Origin of the sequence: Streptomyces sp. NPDC044571, from assembly GCF_040647115.1 — a bacterium.
Lineage (GTDB): Bacteria > Actinomycetota > Actinomycetes > Streptomycetales > Streptomycetaceae > Streptomyces.
In genome coordinates, this window is record NZ_JBEZBN010000044.1 from 18,362 (window position 1) to 36,029 (window position 17,668).

The following is a 17,668-nucleotide window of genomic DNA, read 5'->3' on the forward strand; positions in this document are numbered from 1 at the left end:
GCGCAGCGGACGGCGCAGGCGCTGCGCCGTCCGCTGTCCTGGTCAGCGGGGGTCGCGGTCGCTCAGGACCGTACGATCCGCACCGCGTCGCAGCCGAAGAAGCGATAGGTGCGGCCGGTGGCGCCGTCGATGAACGAACCCTTCGCGCAGGCCTCGGTGTCTCCCCGCTGGAGACCGGAGGTCGCCGAGGCGAAGTGGAGCACCATGTCGGGGTCGCCGTCCCTGACGCGCTCGACCGGAGTCGTGGTGCGTTCGGGCACGTCCTCGATGTGGCCCCTGTTGTGCACCTCAGCGCTCCCGCCCGTACCGCCGAACACGGCGCTGCGCGGTCCGAAGCGCACGGTCAGCGGCTGGATCGTGGTGGCGTCGAAGGCCAGCGGGAGTGCGTATTCGCCGGCCGTCGTCGTCAGGACGCCGAGGGGCACGGTGTCGGCGGGGATGTTGACGGAGTTGGGATTGGCACCCGGCTTGATGTTGATCGCGACGGGCACGACGCAGTCGAGGGTGAACTCGGCCGGCCGGTGGTTGTTCGCCGCGACGGGGTCGGTGTCGTCCGGCCGGGCCGGCGTGATGGACGAGGTGAACCGGTAGGTGTGCGATCCCGGTTCTGCGCAGCCGACGGTGAAGGTGCTGTCGAACGACTGCGGAGTCCCGACCGCGAGGGCCGGGACGTCCCGGGTCGCCGAGGAAGGCGTCACCGTGGCCCCCGGGTCGGCCGTGGCATCGGTGACGACCACGGCGTCCGTCGGGCTGGACGGCCCGTTGTTCGCCACCGTGCTGCGCAGGGTCACGTCCAGGGTCTGCCCGATGAGCACCTGCGTGGGCGGGGCCGTGGCGGCGAAGGACGTGACGGCGAGGTCGGCCACCGCGACCACCCGGGTGTCGGTGGTGGCCGTGTCGTTGTCCGCCACCGGGTCGGGACCCATGAGGTTGTCCACGGTGGCATGGTTGGTGAGGGTGACCGGGCCGCCGGCGTCGTACACGAGGTCCGCCGGCACATGGGCGGTGATGGTGACGGTACGCGAGGCACCGGCGACGAGGTCGCCGACACCGCAGGTCACCGTCGCGTCGGACGCGTGGCACCCCGCGTCGTCGCCGACGTAGGAGACCTGCGACGGCAGGGTGTCGACCAGGGTCACCGCGGCGGCGGGCTTTGAGCCGTGGTTGGTGACGACGGCGGTGTACACGACGTCCGTGCCGGCCGCGACCGGGTCGGGATTGTCGGTGACGGTGACCCCGACGTCGGTGGTGTTCTGCTCCTCGTACATCGCGAGCAGATCACTGGTGGTGGGGACGTCCTCGCTCTCCGGGTTGACCGCGGCATTGGCGGAGTCACCGAACTGACGGAAGGGCAGCGACACGAAGGTCCAGTCGTCGGAGCCCTTCAGCGTCTCGTTGGTCGAGGTGTTGACGCAGGCGGGCGGCCTGGGCGTGGGGCCGGGGCCGGCGTTGTCGAGGTTCGTGGCGGGCACGCTCGTCTCGAACGGCGGATCGCCGTCGTTGTTCCAGTCCGGGCTGGTGTCGAGGTTGTTCGGGACCTTCTGGCCCGCACTGTTGACGAACACGAACCGGTTGACCGGGTCGGTGGGGTCGAGGACCGTCGGTTCGGTGAGCGCGTTCTCCACCAGAGTGCCCAGGGGAGCGCGTCCGCGCGCCGTGCCGTCGACCGTGGTCCTGGGCGGCGAGTAGTCGAGGATGGTCCCGCCCCCCACGCGGGGGATGCCGCCCTGCAGGTCGTAGTTCATGACGCTCACGTAGTTCGGCTTGCAGTTGGGCCGGTCCTCGGCGCCGCCGTGGCGCAAATTCAGGTTGTGCCCGAGCTCATGCATGATCGAGCCGGCATCGAGGTTGAAGACGATGAAGTCGTTGCCCCCGATCTCACCCTGGCCACCGGTCCGACGCGGGCATGTGGCCGGCCGGGGGGCCATCTGCCCGTAGTGGTAGATCAGCCGCCGGTTCCGGGTGAAGTTCAGGTCCCTGGAGGCGTAGAAGTTCGTGTCGAGGCCGCAGGCGCCGGACGCGGGGATGACGCTGCCGCCGCCGAGGCGGTCGCCGACCAGGCAGTCGGGGTCCTGTGCGTCGGTGAAGGCGTCGCCGTCGTTGTTCACGCCGTCCCCGCAGTTCGTCGGCTGCGGGTTCTCGACGCTCGCGTCGAGGTAATCCGTCAGCCGCGTGTTGCAGGTGGGGTCGAGGCCGTCGATCAGCCCGTCCGCACCGTTGTCGATGCCGTCGGAACACGTACCGACCGGCCCGCCCTCGCGGCCCCCCGGGTCGAGCAGGCCGCCGGTGTCGACGTGAAGATTGATGCCGGGCCTGCCGTCGGGGTTCGGCGGTGCGTTCACACCTGAACCGCCGTTGTCGGCGTTCCTGCTCGCCGCGCTCGCACCGGCGTCGGGTGGCGCCGCGGCGAACGCCTTCTTCATGGCCTGGACGTCCGCCCGGGCAGGAGCCCGCCCCGCCACCCAGTCCAGTTCGAGGAAGACGTCCTTGTGGTCGGGCTCGGCTCCCATCGCCGGCAGGTCCACATCGATGGTGCCGTCACCGTCGTCGTTGTACCCGTTGCGCTCCCAGCCGTCGAGCAGACCGTCGCCGTCCGCGTCCCCGCTCGTCGAAGCCGTGCTGACGTCCCAACACACCTTGACGGAAGGTTCGTCGTCCTCCCCGCCGTCGCCCGACGAACAGGACTGCGGCCAGTTCACGTTGTCGGTCTTGTTCAGGGCGGTGTCGCGCCACTTGCCGTCGGTGTAGGAGACGACGAAGTCGAGGTTGTTGTCGTGGTCGTGCGGGGTGTCGTCACCCAGGTCGTCGCCCGAGGTGTCGTCCGCGTCCCAGATCTGGATCGTGACGGGAACGTTCAGGATGGTGTCGGGCAGTTCGGTGGAGACGACCCAGTACGGGTCGACCCCCGAGACGTTGTCGACGGTGGGCGTCCGGTGCTCCACGCCGTTGACGAACACCTTCGCGTAGAAGTCGGGGTGCCCTTCCAACGCGGCCTCAAGCCCCTCCGCGGAACACGGCTCGACGCACCCGACATGGGTGATGGTCACCGAGAACGGGCGGGTGCCCGCCGCCTGCGCGGGGGCTGACACGAATGCCGGTAGGAGCGCAAATCCCGCCAGAGCGGCCATGGTGTGCAGCCGCTTCGCGGTTCGTCGCATAGAAGTCCCTCTCGTTGCGGGCGCCAGGGCCCAAGGAACGCAAAGGCAGCGATCCGTTCCACTGGAGGGAGACCGGCACGCTGACCGCGCGCGACAGTTTGCCGGTTGGCGTTCTGCACGTCTTCGAAGCTCCCCCGGCGAGTCCGGGTGGATTCCCAGGCCGCCCGCTGACGGCCGGCACAGCGCCGAGTGCCCCATGACCCCCGGGTCTGCCGAACCCGCGCCCGGGGATCGAACCGCGCAACACCTGGGCGCGGGCCGCGTGCGCAGCGGCACCTCGGGTGGCAGGGTCAGGGAGGTGGCGATCACGAGCAAGCTGCAGATCAAGCCCGACCAGAGTGTCGTCGTACTGGGTCAACCAGCCGACGCGGACCTGGACGTCGACGCCGACGGCAACCGCGCCTCGGCCGACGTGGTGCTCGCCTTCGTGACCACCTCCGGGGACCTCCTGGGGGAGCACGCGAAGGCAGCGGTCGCCGCTGCTCGGCGCGACGCCCTAGCCTGGGTGGCCTACCCGAAAGGCGGAAAGCTCGCGGATCTGAATCGTGACTCCCTCAGGGCCGCTCCGAGCAGGGCGTGCGCCCCGTACGGCAGATTGCCATCGACGACACCTGGTCGGCACTCCGCTTCCGGCCTGCCGACTGACCTCCGGCACCTCACACGGCTGCGGGCACCTCGGGGATCCGCCGAGCACTTCGTCCTCACCCGCGGTGGCTTTCGATTCAGGCCATCGTTTGGCTGGTGCTGTCGGAGCGCGCGTCCGTCCGCGCGGATAGGGTGAGATCTCCTCAACTGGCCTCATGGAGGCGGAACATGCGCTTATCTGCCCTGCCTGTCACCGTCGCGGTGGTGGCTGCGACGATAGCGGGAGGAGCGGCTCCGGCCGCTGCCGACACCGTGGTCAGCCCGGTCAACCTGGAGGCCGGTACCGGCCGCCACCACAATTCCGCGACCGTGATCTACGAGCGCGTCGACGGCGCAGTGAACTCGGTCAAGATCATCTCGCTGGAGGCCTCCTCCGGCGAGCCCGACTGCGTCTGGGTGGAGTGGAACGACCCGAAGGACGTGGGGGACGGTTGGACCGCCCTCAACTCCGAGCCCCCGTGTTACGGCGGCAGCATGGGGGAGACGCTCAACCGGATCATCAAGGCGCCCAAGGGCCATCAGCTCAAGGTGCGCCTGGCCGCCTACCACGACGGCGGGATCGAAGTGATCCACAAGGACATCGCAAAGCTCTAGCCGGACCGTGCGGCGACACCGCATGCCGGATCCTCGTTGTGCGCCGACCGGAACGCTGTGCGGTACGACCTCGCCCCACGGCCGCGCCCGGCCGAAGCACAGCGGGTGCGGCGCAGCGGGACGGCGGGAGAGCCGGTCGCGGTAGCCGTACGTGATCCCGCCCCCCACCAGAACCGCGGCCCCACGACGGCCGTCGCCGGGCAACGCGGCCTGGTGTGCCAGGGCTGTCAGAGCGCGTCGCTGAGCACCGCCTCCTGCGGGCAGTAACCCGGCCCCACGACTCCGGCCAGCGTTTCCGGCTCAAGGCGGAACGAGACCCCGTTCAGCACTCGGCGCGTCCGGTAGGACTTGTGGACGTCGTGGACGAGCAAGGCGTACGGACTGGGCGGCGGCACCGTGGGTCTCCTCTTCGTACGCGGAACGTCGCGCGGGGTCTTACCTGGGCAGTTCCGGGTCATCGTCCGCGACGGAAACAGACACCTGACGAGCCCGTGCCGTTGCTGCCGCACGTTCTCGGGACGCCCTCGTCCAGAGCGGGCACGTCGTCGAGGAGCTGGAACGCCACTTCCAGATCGGCGGTGGCGCTTCCGCCAGACAGCGCCCAGGGCCGCCGCACAGCCGAAGAGCGCACCGGTCTTGCCGCGCGCCATCTGCACGTAGCGCCCCACTGACACCTCGCCCAGGGGCCGGTCCTCCAAGGTGAGGTACTCTGCCTGGCCGGCCACCATCTGTTCCGCGGCCGGCACCCGCCGCTCGGTGTCGCCGTCCATGACGTCGTCGTGGAGCAGGGAAAACTGGTGCACGAGCTCCACGGCCGTACCGGCAACCGCGTCGAAACGCTTCGGGGCGCCGACGGAGCGGACCGAAAGCAGCGCGAGCGCCGCCCTGACCGTTTGCCCACCCGAAACACCGCTGCCGAAACACCGCTGCCGAGCAGTCCCCGGCGTCCCACCCCAGGTGGTAGCTGCACACCGCGGCCACGGACGATGCAACCGGCTCGCGGCTGCGCGAAGCGGGGCATCGACGAGCTCCATCCCGCGCCGCAATTCCTCAGTCGAACCGTACGCAGATCGGCACCGGGAGCTTGGGCGACCACGTACCGGTGCTGTAGTCGTAAGCCCGGGCGTAGCCGTTGTTTCCGGGGGCACAGGGAGAGGAGATGTTCGTCTCCAGATAAGCGGCCCCGCCGGGGACGCCGGAATTCGTCTTCGCGGTCACGGTGCCGTCGTACCTGACCTGCCCCGAGTTGTACTTGACGACCACGTACACGCGACCGCCCAGAGTGAAGTTGCCGCCGCCGATCGTCAGATGGTTCCGGTACGTGTACTGGAACAAGTAGAGGCCCGTCGGGCCCTTGGTCGCATCGGTCGGCGTCGACGCGGTCCGGGCGACCACATCGGTGGGTGCAAGAGGTGCCGATGCCGTCGCAGACGGTGCGACACTCAGGCCGAGCACGGCCATCGCCGTGGCTGCGACCGCGATGCGGCGCTGTCGGTGGGAGCTTGCGTGCGGGAGGTGGCGCATGACTGTTCCTCGGGAAGCAAGAAGACGACGAACCGCTGATGTCGCAGTCACCCGGAATGGACGGCGATGGCCCCCTCATGAGGGGAAGCCTCGGGCTCGTCCATACGGCGTCGCCGCGGAAGGTATGTGACCGGCCCCTCGACAGACGTGGGCTCACGCTCAACCGCCTGGCGGAATACCGGCATCCCCCTGAAGAAACACTCTGATTACAGGTTATTCCGGACGGGCGGATCCCGCCCGCTGAACCGACGTGAGCGTCACCGGGTGCTTGCACAGGCACGGTGATCGAGGTGCCGCACCCCGGGTTGCCTGCGTGGACCGCCGGCAGGACCTTGGTAAAGAGGGGCCCTCTCTCTGACGGCGCTGCGGAGGCAACCCTGTCCCAGGGTGAGACGAAACTGACCGAAGAGCAGCAGAAGGTCATGGCCGACGCCGCGGCGAGTGTCGCCAAGGCCTACGTCGACGCGCGGTCGCGGGTGCTGGAGGCACACCCCCGCCGTGGCACTCTTGCAGCTGCTCGTACGGGGTGGGACGCGCCGGCCGGATCCGGCGGTCGCGCGGGTCGACGGGGGGCTGAGCTGTGCCGGGTGTGGGGATCGGTACGCAGGCGCGGCGGGGTCCGCCGCCGCGGGCTGGGGCGTGGCCCGGTTCCGCCGCAGGCGGCGCGAGGGATGACGGCTGCCCCGGTCGGGTGCGATGTCAGGGCGGAGCGGTAGGTTCCGGACATGTCGATCACTGCACAATTACGTGGCTCCGTGCACCTGCCGGGCCCGGAAGAGCTGGTCAACGGGTTCGCCCTGGAAAGCCGGAGCGGCGGGTCGCGTCGCGCCCTGCTCCGCAGCGGGCACGAGTTGGAGGTCCACGACCTGGACGAGGCGTTCGCGGGGGAGCGTGCGCCGACGGTGGTGTTCCCCAATGCCGTGGGCGTGGGACCGCGTCGTACCGTCCGTGAGCCCTGACGGCTCGTTCGCCGTGTTCTCGGGTCAGCGAGCGGTGCGGGCCGTGGCCGCAGGCGGCGAAACGCTGTTATGGGCCTTTCCCTCGGCATGGGGCAGGACGGCATCCTGCTCCACTGGGCGCGCTGGGACGGAGCGAAGCTGACCGCCCGGGACCTCAACGAGACCATGGACCGCATCCTGATCGACGTCCACGCGGAGCGCCCCGGCTTCCTCACCGTCGAGCACTACGGAGCGGACCTGGAACTGCACGCCTTGGACGGCTCCGTGCTCGCCCGGGGGGAGCCCGGGCCCGCGGATGACGACGAGCACCCGCCCTCCTGCGATTACGGCTGCGGTTTCGTCGACGTCGACGCCGACACCGTGATCGCCTCGACGGAGGAGGACGGCGGCCACTGGCTGCTCGACGCCCGCACCCCGGAGCTACGGGGAGCCGTCAGGTATCCCGGAGGACCCGTGGACGCAGAACGTCCGATTATCGCCCCCCTTTGCGGGAACACCGTGCGCTTACCCGTCAGTTCACCGAACGGAACCGGGGCGGGCCCGCACGACTCGTCCTCGACCGGCAGACCACTGGCAAGGAGAAACCGTGCGCATACTCTTCACCGGACCGGCCGCAGCCGGCCACCTCTTCCCGATGATCCCGACCGCTCAGGCCCTGCACGCCGCCGGCCACGAGGTGCTGTTCGCGAGCTCGCAGCCGCTGAACCGGCTCCGTGAGGCCGGATTCCCGATCGTCGAGATCGGCGACGGCCGCACCATCCGGGAGGCGTTCGAGCAATCCACCGGCGAGGAAGCGCGCTACGTCACACCCGACATGACCCCGGACCAGATCCTCGACAGGGCGGCCTTCGGCTTCGCACTCGTCTCCCGCGCCACCGTGGACGGCCTTTTGGAGGTGGCCGACAACTGGGGCGCCGACCTGCTGGTCTACGACTCCTTCCAGGCGTCCGCCCCGCTGGTCGCAGCCAAGCTCAAGATCCCGTCGGTGATACAGAACTTCGGCGTCACCTCCGGCCTCGACATGGTCGGCCGCCTCGCCGCCAACTTCACGGAGGCGTACGAGACGTACGGGGTGGCAGGCCCCGCCGAGCCCACCGCGCTGAACATCGTCCCCGCCTCGCTCGGCGGCGACCCGGGCGGCCTGCGGATGCGCTACCTCCCCTACAACGGCGGCGGCATCATCCCCGCCGAGCTGCTCCGCCGCGGCAGCCGCCCGCGCGTCGCCGTCACCCTGGGGACCGTGCTCACCGAGATGGACGGCGTCCGCGCCATCGTTCAGCTGACCGAGGCCGCCGCCTCGGTGGACGCCGAGTTCCTGCTCGCCGTCGGCGACGCCGACCTCACCCCGCTCGGCACCCTTCCGGACAACGTACGCCCGCTGCCCTGGGTCCCGCTCGCCGAGCTGCTGAGCGCCTCCGACGCGCTGATCCACCACGGCGGCTCCGGCACCCTGCTTACCGCCCTGCAGGCCGGCCTGCCGCAGCTCCTGCTGCCCCAGGGCGCCGACCACTTCACCAACGCCGACGCCCTCACCGCGACCGGTGCCGCCCTGCGCTCCGCCTCCGACGAGGTCGACGCCCCGCTCCTCACCCGCCTCATCACCGACCCGGCCCTGCGCGAGGCCGCCGCCAATCTCCAGGCGGAGAACGCCGCCCTGCCGACCCCGGCCGAAACGGTGCCCGCGCTGGAGGCCCTGATCACCTCCTAGAACACGGCACGGCCCCGGTGGCGGGGTGCCCGTCACCCCGCCACCGGCAGGTACGAAGTCGATGCGGGCAACCGGCTCGTCACATCGCGGCGTGACCCGCTTGACCTTGACATGGTGACAAGGTCTTCACTGGGGCCAAGGAGGTGGTCCCGATACCCACACCGAAACAGGACACGGATCTGACGCGCGTTCTCCAGGGGCTGGAGAACGCCAGCTCGTCGCTGCGGCTACGGGCAGCGTTGGCGGTCGGCACGACCCCTGACCCGCGGTTCATCGACCTGCTCATACGACGATGCGCGATCGAGCCCGAGTTCCACGTGCGTGAAATGCTGACGTGGGCGCTCACCCGCCACTCGGCATCCATGACGGTCCCCGAGCTTCTCAACGAAGTCCGCTCGGAGCGCGCGCAGGCACGTAGCCAGGCGTTGCACACACTGTCCAAGATCGGCGATCGGCAAGCCTGGCCGGCGATCACACGGGCGCTGCTGACCGACGCCGACGACGAGGTGGCGCGGAGCGCCTGGAGAGCAGCGGTCGTACTCGTACCCGAAGGCGAAGAACCCGAGCTGGCCGCAGTGTTGGCGACACAGCTCGGACGTGGCGGGCGCGAGACGCAGTTGAGCCTCAGCAGGGCGTTGGTCGCGCTCGGGGAGGTGATCACGCCGACGCTGGTCGCCGCGACGACGGGTCCCGACCCTCGCGTACGGCAGCACGCCATCGCCACGGAAAGGCTGTTGCGCAACCCGGACGCCGGGTTCGAGTTCGCGATCGAGGAGGCGAAGCGCATCATGGCCCTCGGCACCACGGGCGAGGAGGGGTGAGAAGCAGTGCTGATCGGTGATGTGGCGCGACGGTCCGGGGTCAGCGCCCGCATGCTCAGGCACTACGAGTCACTCGGCCTGGTGCGGCCAACGGGTCGTACCGAGGCGGGCTATCGGGAGTACGCCGGCGAGGACATCCGGCGCATCTTCCACATCGAGAGCCTGCGGTCGTTGGGGCTGTCGCTGCGGGACATCGGGCGCGCGCTCGATGATCCCGGTTTCAAGCCCTCGGAGCTCGTCGACGACCTCATCGGCCAGACGCGAGAACGCATCGCGCGCGAGACGGCGCTGCTCACACGCCTCCGTCGGATCGGTGCCGCGGAACCGGCCGACTGGGAGGACGTCCTCCAGACCGTCGCACTCCTCCAGGCCTTGGGGTCGGAGAGCGCCGGGAAGCGCCAGCGCGCAGCCCTGTCCGCAGTGGGGACGGCTCCGCTGCCGGTGGAAGCACTGGTCGAGGCAGCGCTGAGCGAGACGGACCCGAACGTCGCCGGAGCCCTGCGATGGGCTTTGGCGCAGTCGGGCGACGGCGACGGCGGCGGATCGGCACTGCTGGCGGAGGGCCTCGGCTCACGAGCAGCCGAGGTGCGCAAACGTGCCGTCCAGGCCATCGCCGAGATTCCGAACGGCGAGGCCACCGCACTGCTGCAGGCCGCCCTCACGCATTCCGACATCGTGGTCCGCAGGTATGCAGCTCTGGCGCTCGGGGCACGCGGAGCAGCCGACGCGGTCCCCACGCTCATCGACATGATCGTCGACGGGACGAACGACGCCGATGCAGCCGACGCACTGAGCGCGCTGGCGACTCGCCCCGGTGTGGCGGACCAGATCGCCACCCGGCTCGTTGACCGCCTCGCCCACGGCACCGTTGCACCCTCTGTACGCAGCCGGCTGACCCAGGCGCTCGCGGACATCCCGGGGAGCACGGCGTCACGTGCCCTCGCGGATCTGTCGCACGACGAAGACCGCGCCGTTGCGCTGACTGCGGCGTACGTTCTCGGGATACGCGACGCCCGATAACGGATCCACGGCTTCTCGGGGTCACCTGCCGCCCAGGAACGAGCGGGCCGGGACGAAGAGTTCGTGGCCGGTGGGGAAGCGGACGCGTACACCGGAGTCGCTCCATGTGGTGGATTCGATTCCCCCGGCGCCCAGAGCGGTGTCGACGTCCACCCAGTGTCCGTAGGACGGGGTGGGGGACCTGCCGATCGCGAGCCTGTAGGCGTCCCGCCCGGACAGGCTGTAAGAGTGCACCAGCGCCAGAAAGTAGGGTGACCGGTCGTAGACGATCGCTGAGGGAGCACTGCTGCGGTACGTCACCTCGGTCCGCGGCCACCACAGAACGGTCATGAGGAACAGAACGGTCATGAGGACGACGGTCAGCAGGACACCCGCCACGCCGCCCAGCAGCATCCTGCCGATTCCGGTCGTCCGGCGGGCCCGCGCGGCCTGGTCGGGACGGCCGGGGGTGAAAGTAGCGATGAGGTTCCTCCAGGTTCGGCGCTGCTCCGCACCCGTCGGTCGGAGATGGCTCTGCGAAGAGGACGCGGAACGGGGCTGATGGGTTGTGGCGAGTGCGGGCCGACGGCACAGAGAACACGCGTGCTGCCACGCCCCTCGTGACTCGGCCAAAGGGCAACCTCGGTGGTTTCCGGCCACGATCTGCCCTCGTGCGCCACGTGTCTGTGCTTGGCCGTTTTCGGAGGGGCTACGCTGCGCGTTCGCCGGCGGGACGTCCTACGGGGGCCCTTCACCCTACGTAGGGGGCGCTCGTCCGTCGGGACGAGCAGGGGCTCGGAGACCGCCGTGATCGTCTCCGTGGCGAATTTCTGACCGCACACTTGTGTTGTGCATTTGCGCATGTGACGCTCGTTATCAGTGAGGGAGTCGGGGAGGGCGAGAGCGACTGCAGCACCATTGCAGAAACGAGGGCGCTGAAAATTGCTCGTTTTTTCTGGACAGTCATATGAGAGTTGACCTCGCACAGGTGCGCCGCCTGATGGTGGAGGCTTGTCGCCACGCCGAAGTTCCTGAGGAATCCGTCGACCCCGTCGTCGACCATTTCCTCCTCGGTGAGACCCAGGGGAAGCACTCGCACGGCGTGGCGAAATTCTGTTTCGAATCCCGGTTCTTCCGTGAGCGGCAGGGCACGCCCAGCACGGTGCGCGAGCACGGGGCGCTCGCCGTCGTGGACGCCCGCCGCGAGATCGGGCCGGTCAGCGCGGACTACGCCGTGCGCGCCGCGGAGAGCCGGGCGCGACGTTGGGGCGTGGGAATCGTCGGCATGATCAACACTCAGCGCTACGGGGTCTTGTCACCCTGGTCCGGACACCTGGCCAGGGCAGGTTTCCTGGGGATCGTCATGAACACCTCCCGGGCCGACAGTACGGTGACCGGAGCCCGGACGCCCTTTCTCGGGGTGAACCCGATCAGCTACGCCGTTCCGACCCGCGGTGAGCCGCTGGTGGTGGACATGTCGACCACCCGGTCACCCATGGGCGTGCTGTGGGAAGCGCGGCGCGCCGGTACGGCACTTCCCCCAGAAGCCTTCGTGGACCGCGACGGGAATTTCACCACCGACCCGAACGAGGCTGCGTCGGCGATGGTGTTCGGAGATCACAGGGGATTTTCCCTTTCCCTGCTGATCCAGATCATGACCGGGTCCCTGTTCGGATTTCCGATGAGCGGGGACATCGATTCGACCTGGACCACCGGGTACACCTTCATCGCCGTGGACCCGTCCTTCGGCGGAGTGCTCGACGGGTTCCCGGACGCCAACACGAAGCTGGTCCGGTCGATGGAGGGCGTGGTCACGCGCGACGGCCTGCCGCTGCGGATTCCCGGACAGGAAAGTCGTGAACGCCGTCGTACGGCCCTCTCTACGGGACAGCTGACTGTCGACGAGTCCGTCTACCGGAGGCTTGAGGCGCGCGCCGCGGGGGATTTCGCCTGCGACTGACCCCCTCCGGGGTGCCTCCTCTACTTCTACGGAGTGCGATGTCGAAACGATCAACCGCAAAATTCCATTGGTTCCTGCCCACAGCCAGTGACGGACGGTCTCTCACCGTCGGTACGCACGGGACGCACGGATCGGCCGCCGGCGGTGAGCACGCGCCCGAAGGCGGCGCCGACCGATTCCGGGCACCGAGCATGTCCTACCTCAGCCAGATCGCCCGCGCCGCCGAGCACCAGGGCTTCGACGGTATCCTGACCCCCACCGGTACCTGGTGCGAGGACGCCTGGCTGGTGACCGCGGCGCTGGCCCGGGAGACCGCGCGGCTGAAGTTCCTGGTCGCCTTCCGGCCGGGCTTCATCTCCCCGACGCTCACCGCCCAGATGGCCGCCACCTTCCAACGGCTCTCCCACGGACGGCTCCTGCTGAACGTGGTGACGGGCGGAGAGCGCGACGAGCAGGCCCGATTCGGTGATCACCTCTCCAAGGAAGAGCGCTACGCACGGACGGCCGAGTTCCTCACGGTGTTGCGCGGTTCCTGGAGCGGAGTCCCCTTCGACTTCAGCGGCGAGTACTACGACGTCCGCGGTGCCACCGTCGCCGCACCCCCGGACCCGGTGCCCAGGGTGTACTTCGGCGGTTCGTCCGAGGCTGCCGGGCCCGTCGCCGCCCGCCATGTCGACACCTACCTCACCTGGGGCGAACCGCCGGCGCTGGTGGCGGAGAAGATCGGCCGGATGCGGAAGCTCGCGGCCGAAGAAGGACGTACGCTGCGCTTCGGCATCCGCTTCCACGTGGTCACGCGCGACACCGCTGCCGAGGCGTGGGCAGCAGCCGAGCGGCTGCTCGACCGCCTCGACCCGGCGCACGTCGCCCAGGTGCAGAACGTCCTCGGAGCCAGCGAGTCGACGGGCCAGGCCCGCATGCGCTCCCTGCACGAGGGCTTTCGCGGCAGCTGGGCCCGCGAGGACCTGGAGATCCATCCGAACCTCTGGGCCGGCGTCGGGCTCCTGCGCGGCGGTGCCGGAACCGCTCTGGTCGGCAGCCACGAGGAAGTGGCAGAGCGCATCGAGGAATACGCGGACCTGGGCATCGAGGAGTTCATCCTGTCCGGGTTCCCCCACCTGGAGGAAGCCTATTGGGTCGGCGAGGGAGTGCTCCCGCTCCTGCGCCACCGGGGGCTCGCGCCGCCCCTGGTCGCCGCCGGGTGACGGGAAGGCGCCAACGACCTGCGGCCACTCCCAGCAGCAATGACCTGCGGCCATGACCTGCGGCAACGACGTGTGGAACGAGGAGACATGCCCGGCGAACTCAGGATCCCGACCTTCTGCGAGACCGGTGCCGGCCTCCTGCTCTGCGTGGTGGACCTCATCCACCAGAGTGTCCCGAAGAGCGTGTGGGACATGGAGCGGCTCAAGAAGTCCTTCGGCAACCGAACGGTGCCGGTGATCCTTGCCGAAGGCGACGTGATGGCCTTCGGTCCCTGCCCGGACCGGACCCTGGTTGCCTCCGCGGTGCTCCGGCACCACGGCATCCGGCCCACCATCGTCTACCACGAGCGGAGGGTGCCGGGCTTCGGCCCGTCCACGGCGCACATCGCGATGGAGATCGACCTCGGCGGACGCACCTGGATGATGGACTTCGGCAGCCGGGAAACCCGCCTGATCGAGGGAGGGTACTACTACAACCCCGAGGTCGAGGAGACGCTGGCGCTCGAACGGTTCGACCTGATGGCCATGGACTTCGACCTGATGGACATCACGCCGAATCAGATATTCGGACTCGTGGCCACCGAGAACATCGACATGGAGCTCAAGTTCGAGCACTACGCGAAGCAGGCACGGAAATACAGCGAACACATCGTCGAGGACCGTTTGGCCCTCGACAAGAGTCACAGCGTCTACTACGAACTGTGATTCGCGATCGTTCGTGCCGTGCGCCGACGGAAAGAGAGCCAATTGACCGACCTTGCATACGAGATCGAACACCTCGTGAAGATCTACCCGCACCAGACCGAACCCGCGACCAATGACGTCTCGCTCGACATCCGTACCGGGGAAGTGTTCGGGATCCTCGGTGACAACGGAGCCGGAAAGACCACGCTGGTACGGCAGATGGTCAACCTGCTGCGTTCGACATCGGGTGAGATCCGGTTGTTCGGTCGGCCCGTCTCCCAGCACCCGCTGCACGTGAGCCGGTCCGTCGCCTTCATGCCGCAGAGCAGCGGTGCACTCAACCGGCTGAAGGTGGGCGAGGCCATCTACTTCGCTGCTCACCTGCGCGGTATGACCCGCCGGGACGCGCGCCTGGAGCGCGACGCCATGATCGAGACCTGGCAGCTGGGAGCGGTACGGGACAAGTCCAGCTCCCGCCTGTCCGGCGGTCAGCAGCGCCTGCTGCAGCTCGCCCTCGCCATGGCCGGACGGCTGCCCGTCGTGGTGCTGGACGAGCCGACCAACGACCTCGATCCGGTCAACCGGAAGCACGTATGGGAAGTACTGAAGAAGTCCAACGCCGAATACGGCACGACCATTCTGTTCATCACCCATGACGCAATCGAGGCGGAGCGGATCGTCCATCGCGTCGGAATCATGCGCCACGGCCGGTTCCTCGTGACCGGTCAGCCCGCCCAACTGAAGCGTGAACTGCTGGAACACATGCGTCTCGAAGTATGGCTGGCTCCGGGTGAGCCACCCGTCTTCCCGCCGGACATCCCCCAGCACTGGAAATCGGACGACAACGTCGTCCTGTCCGTCCCGCGCGATCGCGCGCCGGCCCTGCTGTCCGAACTGCGGCTGCACGAATCCGTCGACTACCGGCTCTACTCGGCAACCCTGGAAGACTTGTACCTTCACTATGCGACTTCAGACTGAACGCCCGGGAATGGGAGCCCAGTTCGTTGACCTGTGGCTCATGCAGCTGTCCAACTGGCGATGGTCCTGGCGCGCCATGGTCGTCACGGGAATCTTCGCCCCCATGATGAGCATCGCCGCGCTCGGAGCATTCGCCCACGGGCGCGGCCAGGAAGCGCTCACGTACGTACTCACCGGCAGCATCCTGCTGTCGCTGATGTTCGAGAACCAGAACAAGGTGGCGCAGAACTTCGCCTTCATGAAGGCGATGGGGACACTGGATTTCCTGGGCACCCTCCCGGTGCGCCGCTACATGGTCATTCTGGCGACGGTCCTCGCCTTCTTCGTGCTCTCCGCACCGGCACTCGTGGTCACTCTGCTGCTCGGGTCCACGCTGCTCGGTGTCAGTCTCTCCGTGAGCTGGCTCGTCCTCGTGGTCGTCCCCCTGTGTGTACTTCCCCTCGCGGGAATCGGAGCGGTCATCGGAGTGCTGGCCCGCACCCAGGAGGAGTCCAGCTCGTTCACCCTGCTCGTGACCATGCTTCTGCTGTTCTTCGGTCCTGTGATCATCCCGGCGAGCCGGCTGCCGCAATGGCTGCTGACGATCAGCCATGTCAGCCCCACGACGTACGCGGCCTCGGCGCTGCGGCAGGTCCTGGTGGGCCCGGTGACCGGACGCCTCTGGATCGACCTGCTCGTCCTGGCGGGGCTCACCGGGGTCACGCTCTGGTTCGCGGGATCGCGCATGCAGTGGAAGGCCAACTAGAGGGACCGGAGCGACCGGGCAAGTCAGGCAACCATCCACACGACAGGAGGGCACTGTGCCCGAAGTACGGATACACGACCGCGTCTCCGCATCCACGCAGCTCGCCTGGAAGGTGCTCTTCGGCGAGGAGCTGCTGCGCGCCGCCGACGAGGAGATGCTCAACTCGCTGCAGGAGAACCCGGAGTCCTGGGGGCAGCTCCTCCTCGATGCCTGGACGACCTTCGCCGCCATCGGCGGCCCCGGTGGGCCGCGCCGGCCGGCCGACCGGCGCTCCGAGGAGACCCCGGCCCGAACCACCGCCCGTGCGGTCCCGCCCGCCGCAACCGCAGCCGCCGCCGCAACCGCCCCCGCCGCCGCAACCGCTCCGGCCGGCACCCCGTCCGCGTCGGCCGAGCCGGCCGAGGCGTCCCGGGCCGAGGCCTCCCGGGCCGGCGGGACCGGTTCCGGGGCGGCCGCCGCCGCCGAAGCAGCGGTGGCGCCGTCAGCGGCGGCAGCGCCCGCCGCCCGCCCGGAGCCGGACCCCGGTGCCGTCCGGGCCCCGGCCGCAACGGTCGACTTCTTCGACCCCGACGAGGAGGAAGGCCCCGGCCCGGAGCGCCGGCAAGCCTCCGTAGAGGAAGTGAAGGCCCGACTCGTCGAACTGGTCGCGGAGGTGAGCGGCTATCCGCCGGAGGTGTTCGAGGACCACCTGGACCTGGAGGTGGACCTCGGCATCGACTCCATCAAACAGGTGGAGACGCTGGGCAGGGTTCGCGAGGAGTACGGCCTGCCCATGGACGAGGACTTCGTCATGCGTGACTACGCGACCATCGGGAAGATGGCCGACTACATCGTCGGCCGCCTGACCACGGAGACCTGACCGCGATGCGGGACGAGTTACCCGGATTCACCGGAAAAGTCGCGCTCGTGGTCGGCAGCAGCCGGGGCCTGGGGCGCAGGATCGCGGAGCTCGTGGCCGGCCAAGGGGCCCGGGTCATCGTCAACTCCGCTTCGACCGCCGTGGACGGCAGGATCGTCGCACGGTCCATCAGGGACGCAGGAGGCCAGGCCCAGTACATCTGCGCCGACGTGTCCCGCGAGGACCAGGTGGCGGCCATGGCCGAGGTGGTGCGCGAGAAGATCGGCCGTCTGGACATCGTGGTCCACTGCGCGGCCGGAGGGTCCGAGGCGCGGGTCATGGACGCCACCCTGCCGATGTTCGAGCGGACCTTCAGCGTGAACTCGTACTCCCTCGTCACGCTGGCGCGGCACCTGTCGCCGCTGATGCCGCCCGGCTCGCGCTTCGTCTACATGAGCAGCATGGGCGCCATCCGGGCCTCGCACGGCTATGGCGTCGTCGGCGCGGCGAAGGCGGCGAGCGAGGCCCTCGTCCGGTCGCTCGCCCTGGAACTCGCGCCCTCGGGGATCACGGTGAACGGGGTGCGCACCACTGCCTTCCCCAGCCTCTCCCTGCGCTACTTCTCCGGCAGCGACGACTGGCTGGCCATGTGCGACCGGGAGTCGCCGCTCGGGCCGCCGCCGGCGGAGAAGCTTGCGGAAACGATTCTGCTCCTCTGTTCCGGCGGCGCCCACTACATCACCGGCCAGGTCCTCAACGTGGACGGCGGCTGGCTGACCTCCGTACAGCGCACCGCCCCGGCCGGAGCCGGGCCCACTTCGACCTCGGAGTGAACCGCCGTCCATCGTCC

Annotated in this window: 17 protein-coding genes and 1 pseudogene; 13 read left to right on the forward strand and 5 right to left on the reverse strand. The window is 69.1% G+C overall.

Annotation, left to right across the window (positions count from 1 at the left end):
• Positions 1 to 62: 62 nt before the first annotated feature.
• Entirely contained in the window at positions 63 to 3,158 is a 3,096-nt protein-coding gene (locus tag AB0B01_RS22480; protein WP_361721832.1) for a hypothetical protein, read from the reverse strand.
• A gap of 849 nt (positions 3,159 to 4,007) precedes the next feature.
• On the opposite strand from AB0B01_RS22480, the gene AB0B01_RS22485 reads away from it, so the two are divergent.
• Positions 4,008 to 4,397 (forward strand): hypothetical protein, encoded by a 390-nt coding sequence (locus AB0B01_RS22485; RefSeq protein WP_361721835.1) that lies wholly within the window; start codon positions 4,008 to 4,010, stop codon positions 4,395 to 4,397.
• Between the two features lie 227 nt (positions 4,398 to 4,624).
• Here the strand turns inward: AB0B01_RS22485 and AB0B01_RS22490 are convergent, their stop codons facing one another.
• From AB0B01_RS22490 to AB0B01_RS22500, 3 genes and pseudogenes are all read right to left on the reverse strand, one after another.
• Positions 4,625 to 4,792: a hypothetical protein gene (locus AB0B01_RS22490; RefSeq protein ID WP_361721934.1), complete on the reverse strand. Its 168-nt coding sequence runs from the start codon at positions 4,790 to 4,792 to the stop codon at positions 4,625 to 4,627.
• A gap of 363 nt (positions 4,793 to 5,155) precedes the next feature.
• Positions 5,156 to 5,431 (reverse strand): annotated as a pseudogene (locus AB0B01_RS22495) (polyprenyl synthetase family protein); the annotation flags it as partial.
• Positions 5,432 to 5,447: 16 nt separating this feature from the next.
• Positions 5,448 to 5,921: a hypothetical protein gene (locus tag AB0B01_RS22500; protein WP_361721838.1), complete on the reverse strand. Its 474-nt coding sequence runs from the start codon at positions 5,919 to 5,921 to the stop codon at positions 5,448 to 5,450.
• A 725-nt stretch (positions 5,922 to 6,646) separates the two neighbouring features.
• Between AB0B01_RS22500 and AB0B01_RS22505 the strand changes: the two genes are divergently transcribed.
• The 5 genes from AB0B01_RS22505 to AB0B01_RS22525 all read left to right on the forward strand — a co-directional run bounded on the left by AB0B01_RS22505 (position 6,647) and on the right by AB0B01_RS22525 (position 10,429).
• Positions 6,647 to 6,880, forward strand: coding sequence for a hypothetical protein (locus AB0B01_RS22505; protein WP_361721841.1), 234 nt, complete (start codon positions 6,647 to 6,649; stop codon positions 6,878 to 6,880).
• 69 nt (positions 6,881 to 6,949) lie between these two features.
• Positions 6,950 to 7,597: a hypothetical protein gene (locus tag AB0B01_RS22510; protein WP_361721844.1), complete on the forward strand. Its 648-nt coding sequence runs from the start codon at positions 6,950 to 6,952 to the stop codon at positions 7,595 to 7,597.
• Positions 7,515 to 8,588 carry a nucleotide disphospho-sugar-binding domain-containing protein gene (locus tag AB0B01_RS22515; RefSeq protein WP_361721928.1) on the forward strand — a complete coding sequence of 358 codons (1,074 nt, stop codon included), beginning with the start codon at positions 7,515 to 7,517 and terminating at the stop codon, positions 8,586 to 8,588. The genes AB0B01_RS22510 and AB0B01_RS22515 overlap by 83 nt, the downstream gene beginning before the upstream one ends.
• Positions 8,589 to 8,740: 152 nt before the next feature.
• Positions 8,741 to 9,409 carry a HEAT repeat domain-containing protein gene (locus AB0B01_RS22520; RefSeq protein ID WP_361721931.1) on the forward strand — a complete coding sequence of 223 codons (669 nt, stop codon included), beginning with the start codon at positions 8,741 to 8,743 and terminating at the stop codon, positions 9,407 to 9,409.
• 6 nt (positions 9,410 to 9,415) lie between these two features.
• Positions 9,416 to 10,429 (forward strand): HEAT repeat domain-containing protein, encoded by a 1,014-nt coding sequence (locus AB0B01_RS22525; protein ID WP_361721847.1) that lies wholly within the window; start codon positions 9,416 to 9,418, stop codon positions 10,427 to 10,429.
• A 21-nt stretch (positions 10,430 to 10,450) separates the two neighbouring features.
• Here the strand turns inward: AB0B01_RS22525 and AB0B01_RS22530 are convergent, their stop codons facing one another.
• Positions 10,451 to 10,822, reverse strand: a complete 372-nt coding sequence (locus AB0B01_RS22530) for a hypothetical protein (protein ID WP_361721850.1) — start codon at positions 10,820 to 10,822, stop codon at positions 10,451 to 10,453.
• 553 nt (positions 10,823 to 11,375) lie between these two features.
• Here AB0B01_RS22530 and AB0B01_RS22535 point away from each other — a divergent pair.
• The 7 genes from AB0B01_RS22535 to AB0B01_RS22565 all read left to right on the forward strand — a co-directional run bounded on the left by AB0B01_RS22535 (position 11,376) and on the right by AB0B01_RS22565 (position 17,651).
• Positions 11,376 to 12,368, forward strand: a complete 993-nt coding sequence (locus AB0B01_RS22535) for an Ldh family oxidoreductase (RefSeq protein WP_361721853.1) — start codon at positions 11,376 to 11,378, stop codon at positions 12,366 to 12,368.
• 38 nt (positions 12,369 to 12,406) lie between these two features.
• Positions 12,407 to 13,573 (forward strand): LLM class flavin-dependent oxidoreductase, encoded by a 1,167-nt coding sequence (locus AB0B01_RS22540; RefSeq protein ID WP_361721856.1) that lies wholly within the window; start codon positions 12,407 to 12,409, stop codon positions 13,571 to 13,573.
• Positions 13,574 to 13,660: 87 nt separating this feature from the next.
• Positions 13,661 to 14,278 carry a hypothetical protein gene (locus AB0B01_RS22545; protein WP_361721859.1) on the forward strand — a complete coding sequence of 206 codons (618 nt, stop codon included), beginning with the start codon at positions 13,661 to 13,663 and terminating at the stop codon, positions 14,276 to 14,278.
• A gap of 42 nt (positions 14,279 to 14,320) precedes the next feature.
• The gene (locus AB0B01_RS22550) at positions 14,321 to 15,235 is read left to right on the forward strand and encodes an ABC transporter ATP-binding protein (protein ID WP_361721862.1); all 915 of its coding nucleotides are present in this window, start codon (positions 14,321 to 14,323) and stop codon (positions 15,233 to 15,235) included.
• Positions 15,236 to 15,275: 40 nt separating this feature from the next.
• Entirely contained in the window at positions 15,276 to 15,980 is a 705-nt protein-coding gene (locus AB0B01_RS22555; RefSeq protein WP_361721865.1) for an ABC transporter permease, read from the forward strand.
• A gap of 55 nt (positions 15,981 to 16,035) precedes the next feature.
• Positions 16,036 to 16,839 (forward strand): phosphopantetheine-binding protein, encoded by an 804-nt coding sequence (locus AB0B01_RS22560; protein ID WP_361721868.1) that lies wholly within the window; start codon positions 16,036 to 16,038, stop codon positions 16,837 to 16,839.
• A 5-nt stretch (positions 16,840 to 16,844) separates the two neighbouring features.
• Positions 16,845 to 17,651: an SDR family oxidoreductase gene (locus AB0B01_RS22565; RefSeq protein WP_361721871.1), complete on the forward strand. Its 807-nt coding sequence runs from the start codon at positions 16,845 to 16,847 to the stop codon at positions 17,649 to 17,651.
• Positions 17,652 to 17,668: the final 17 nt, after the last annotated feature.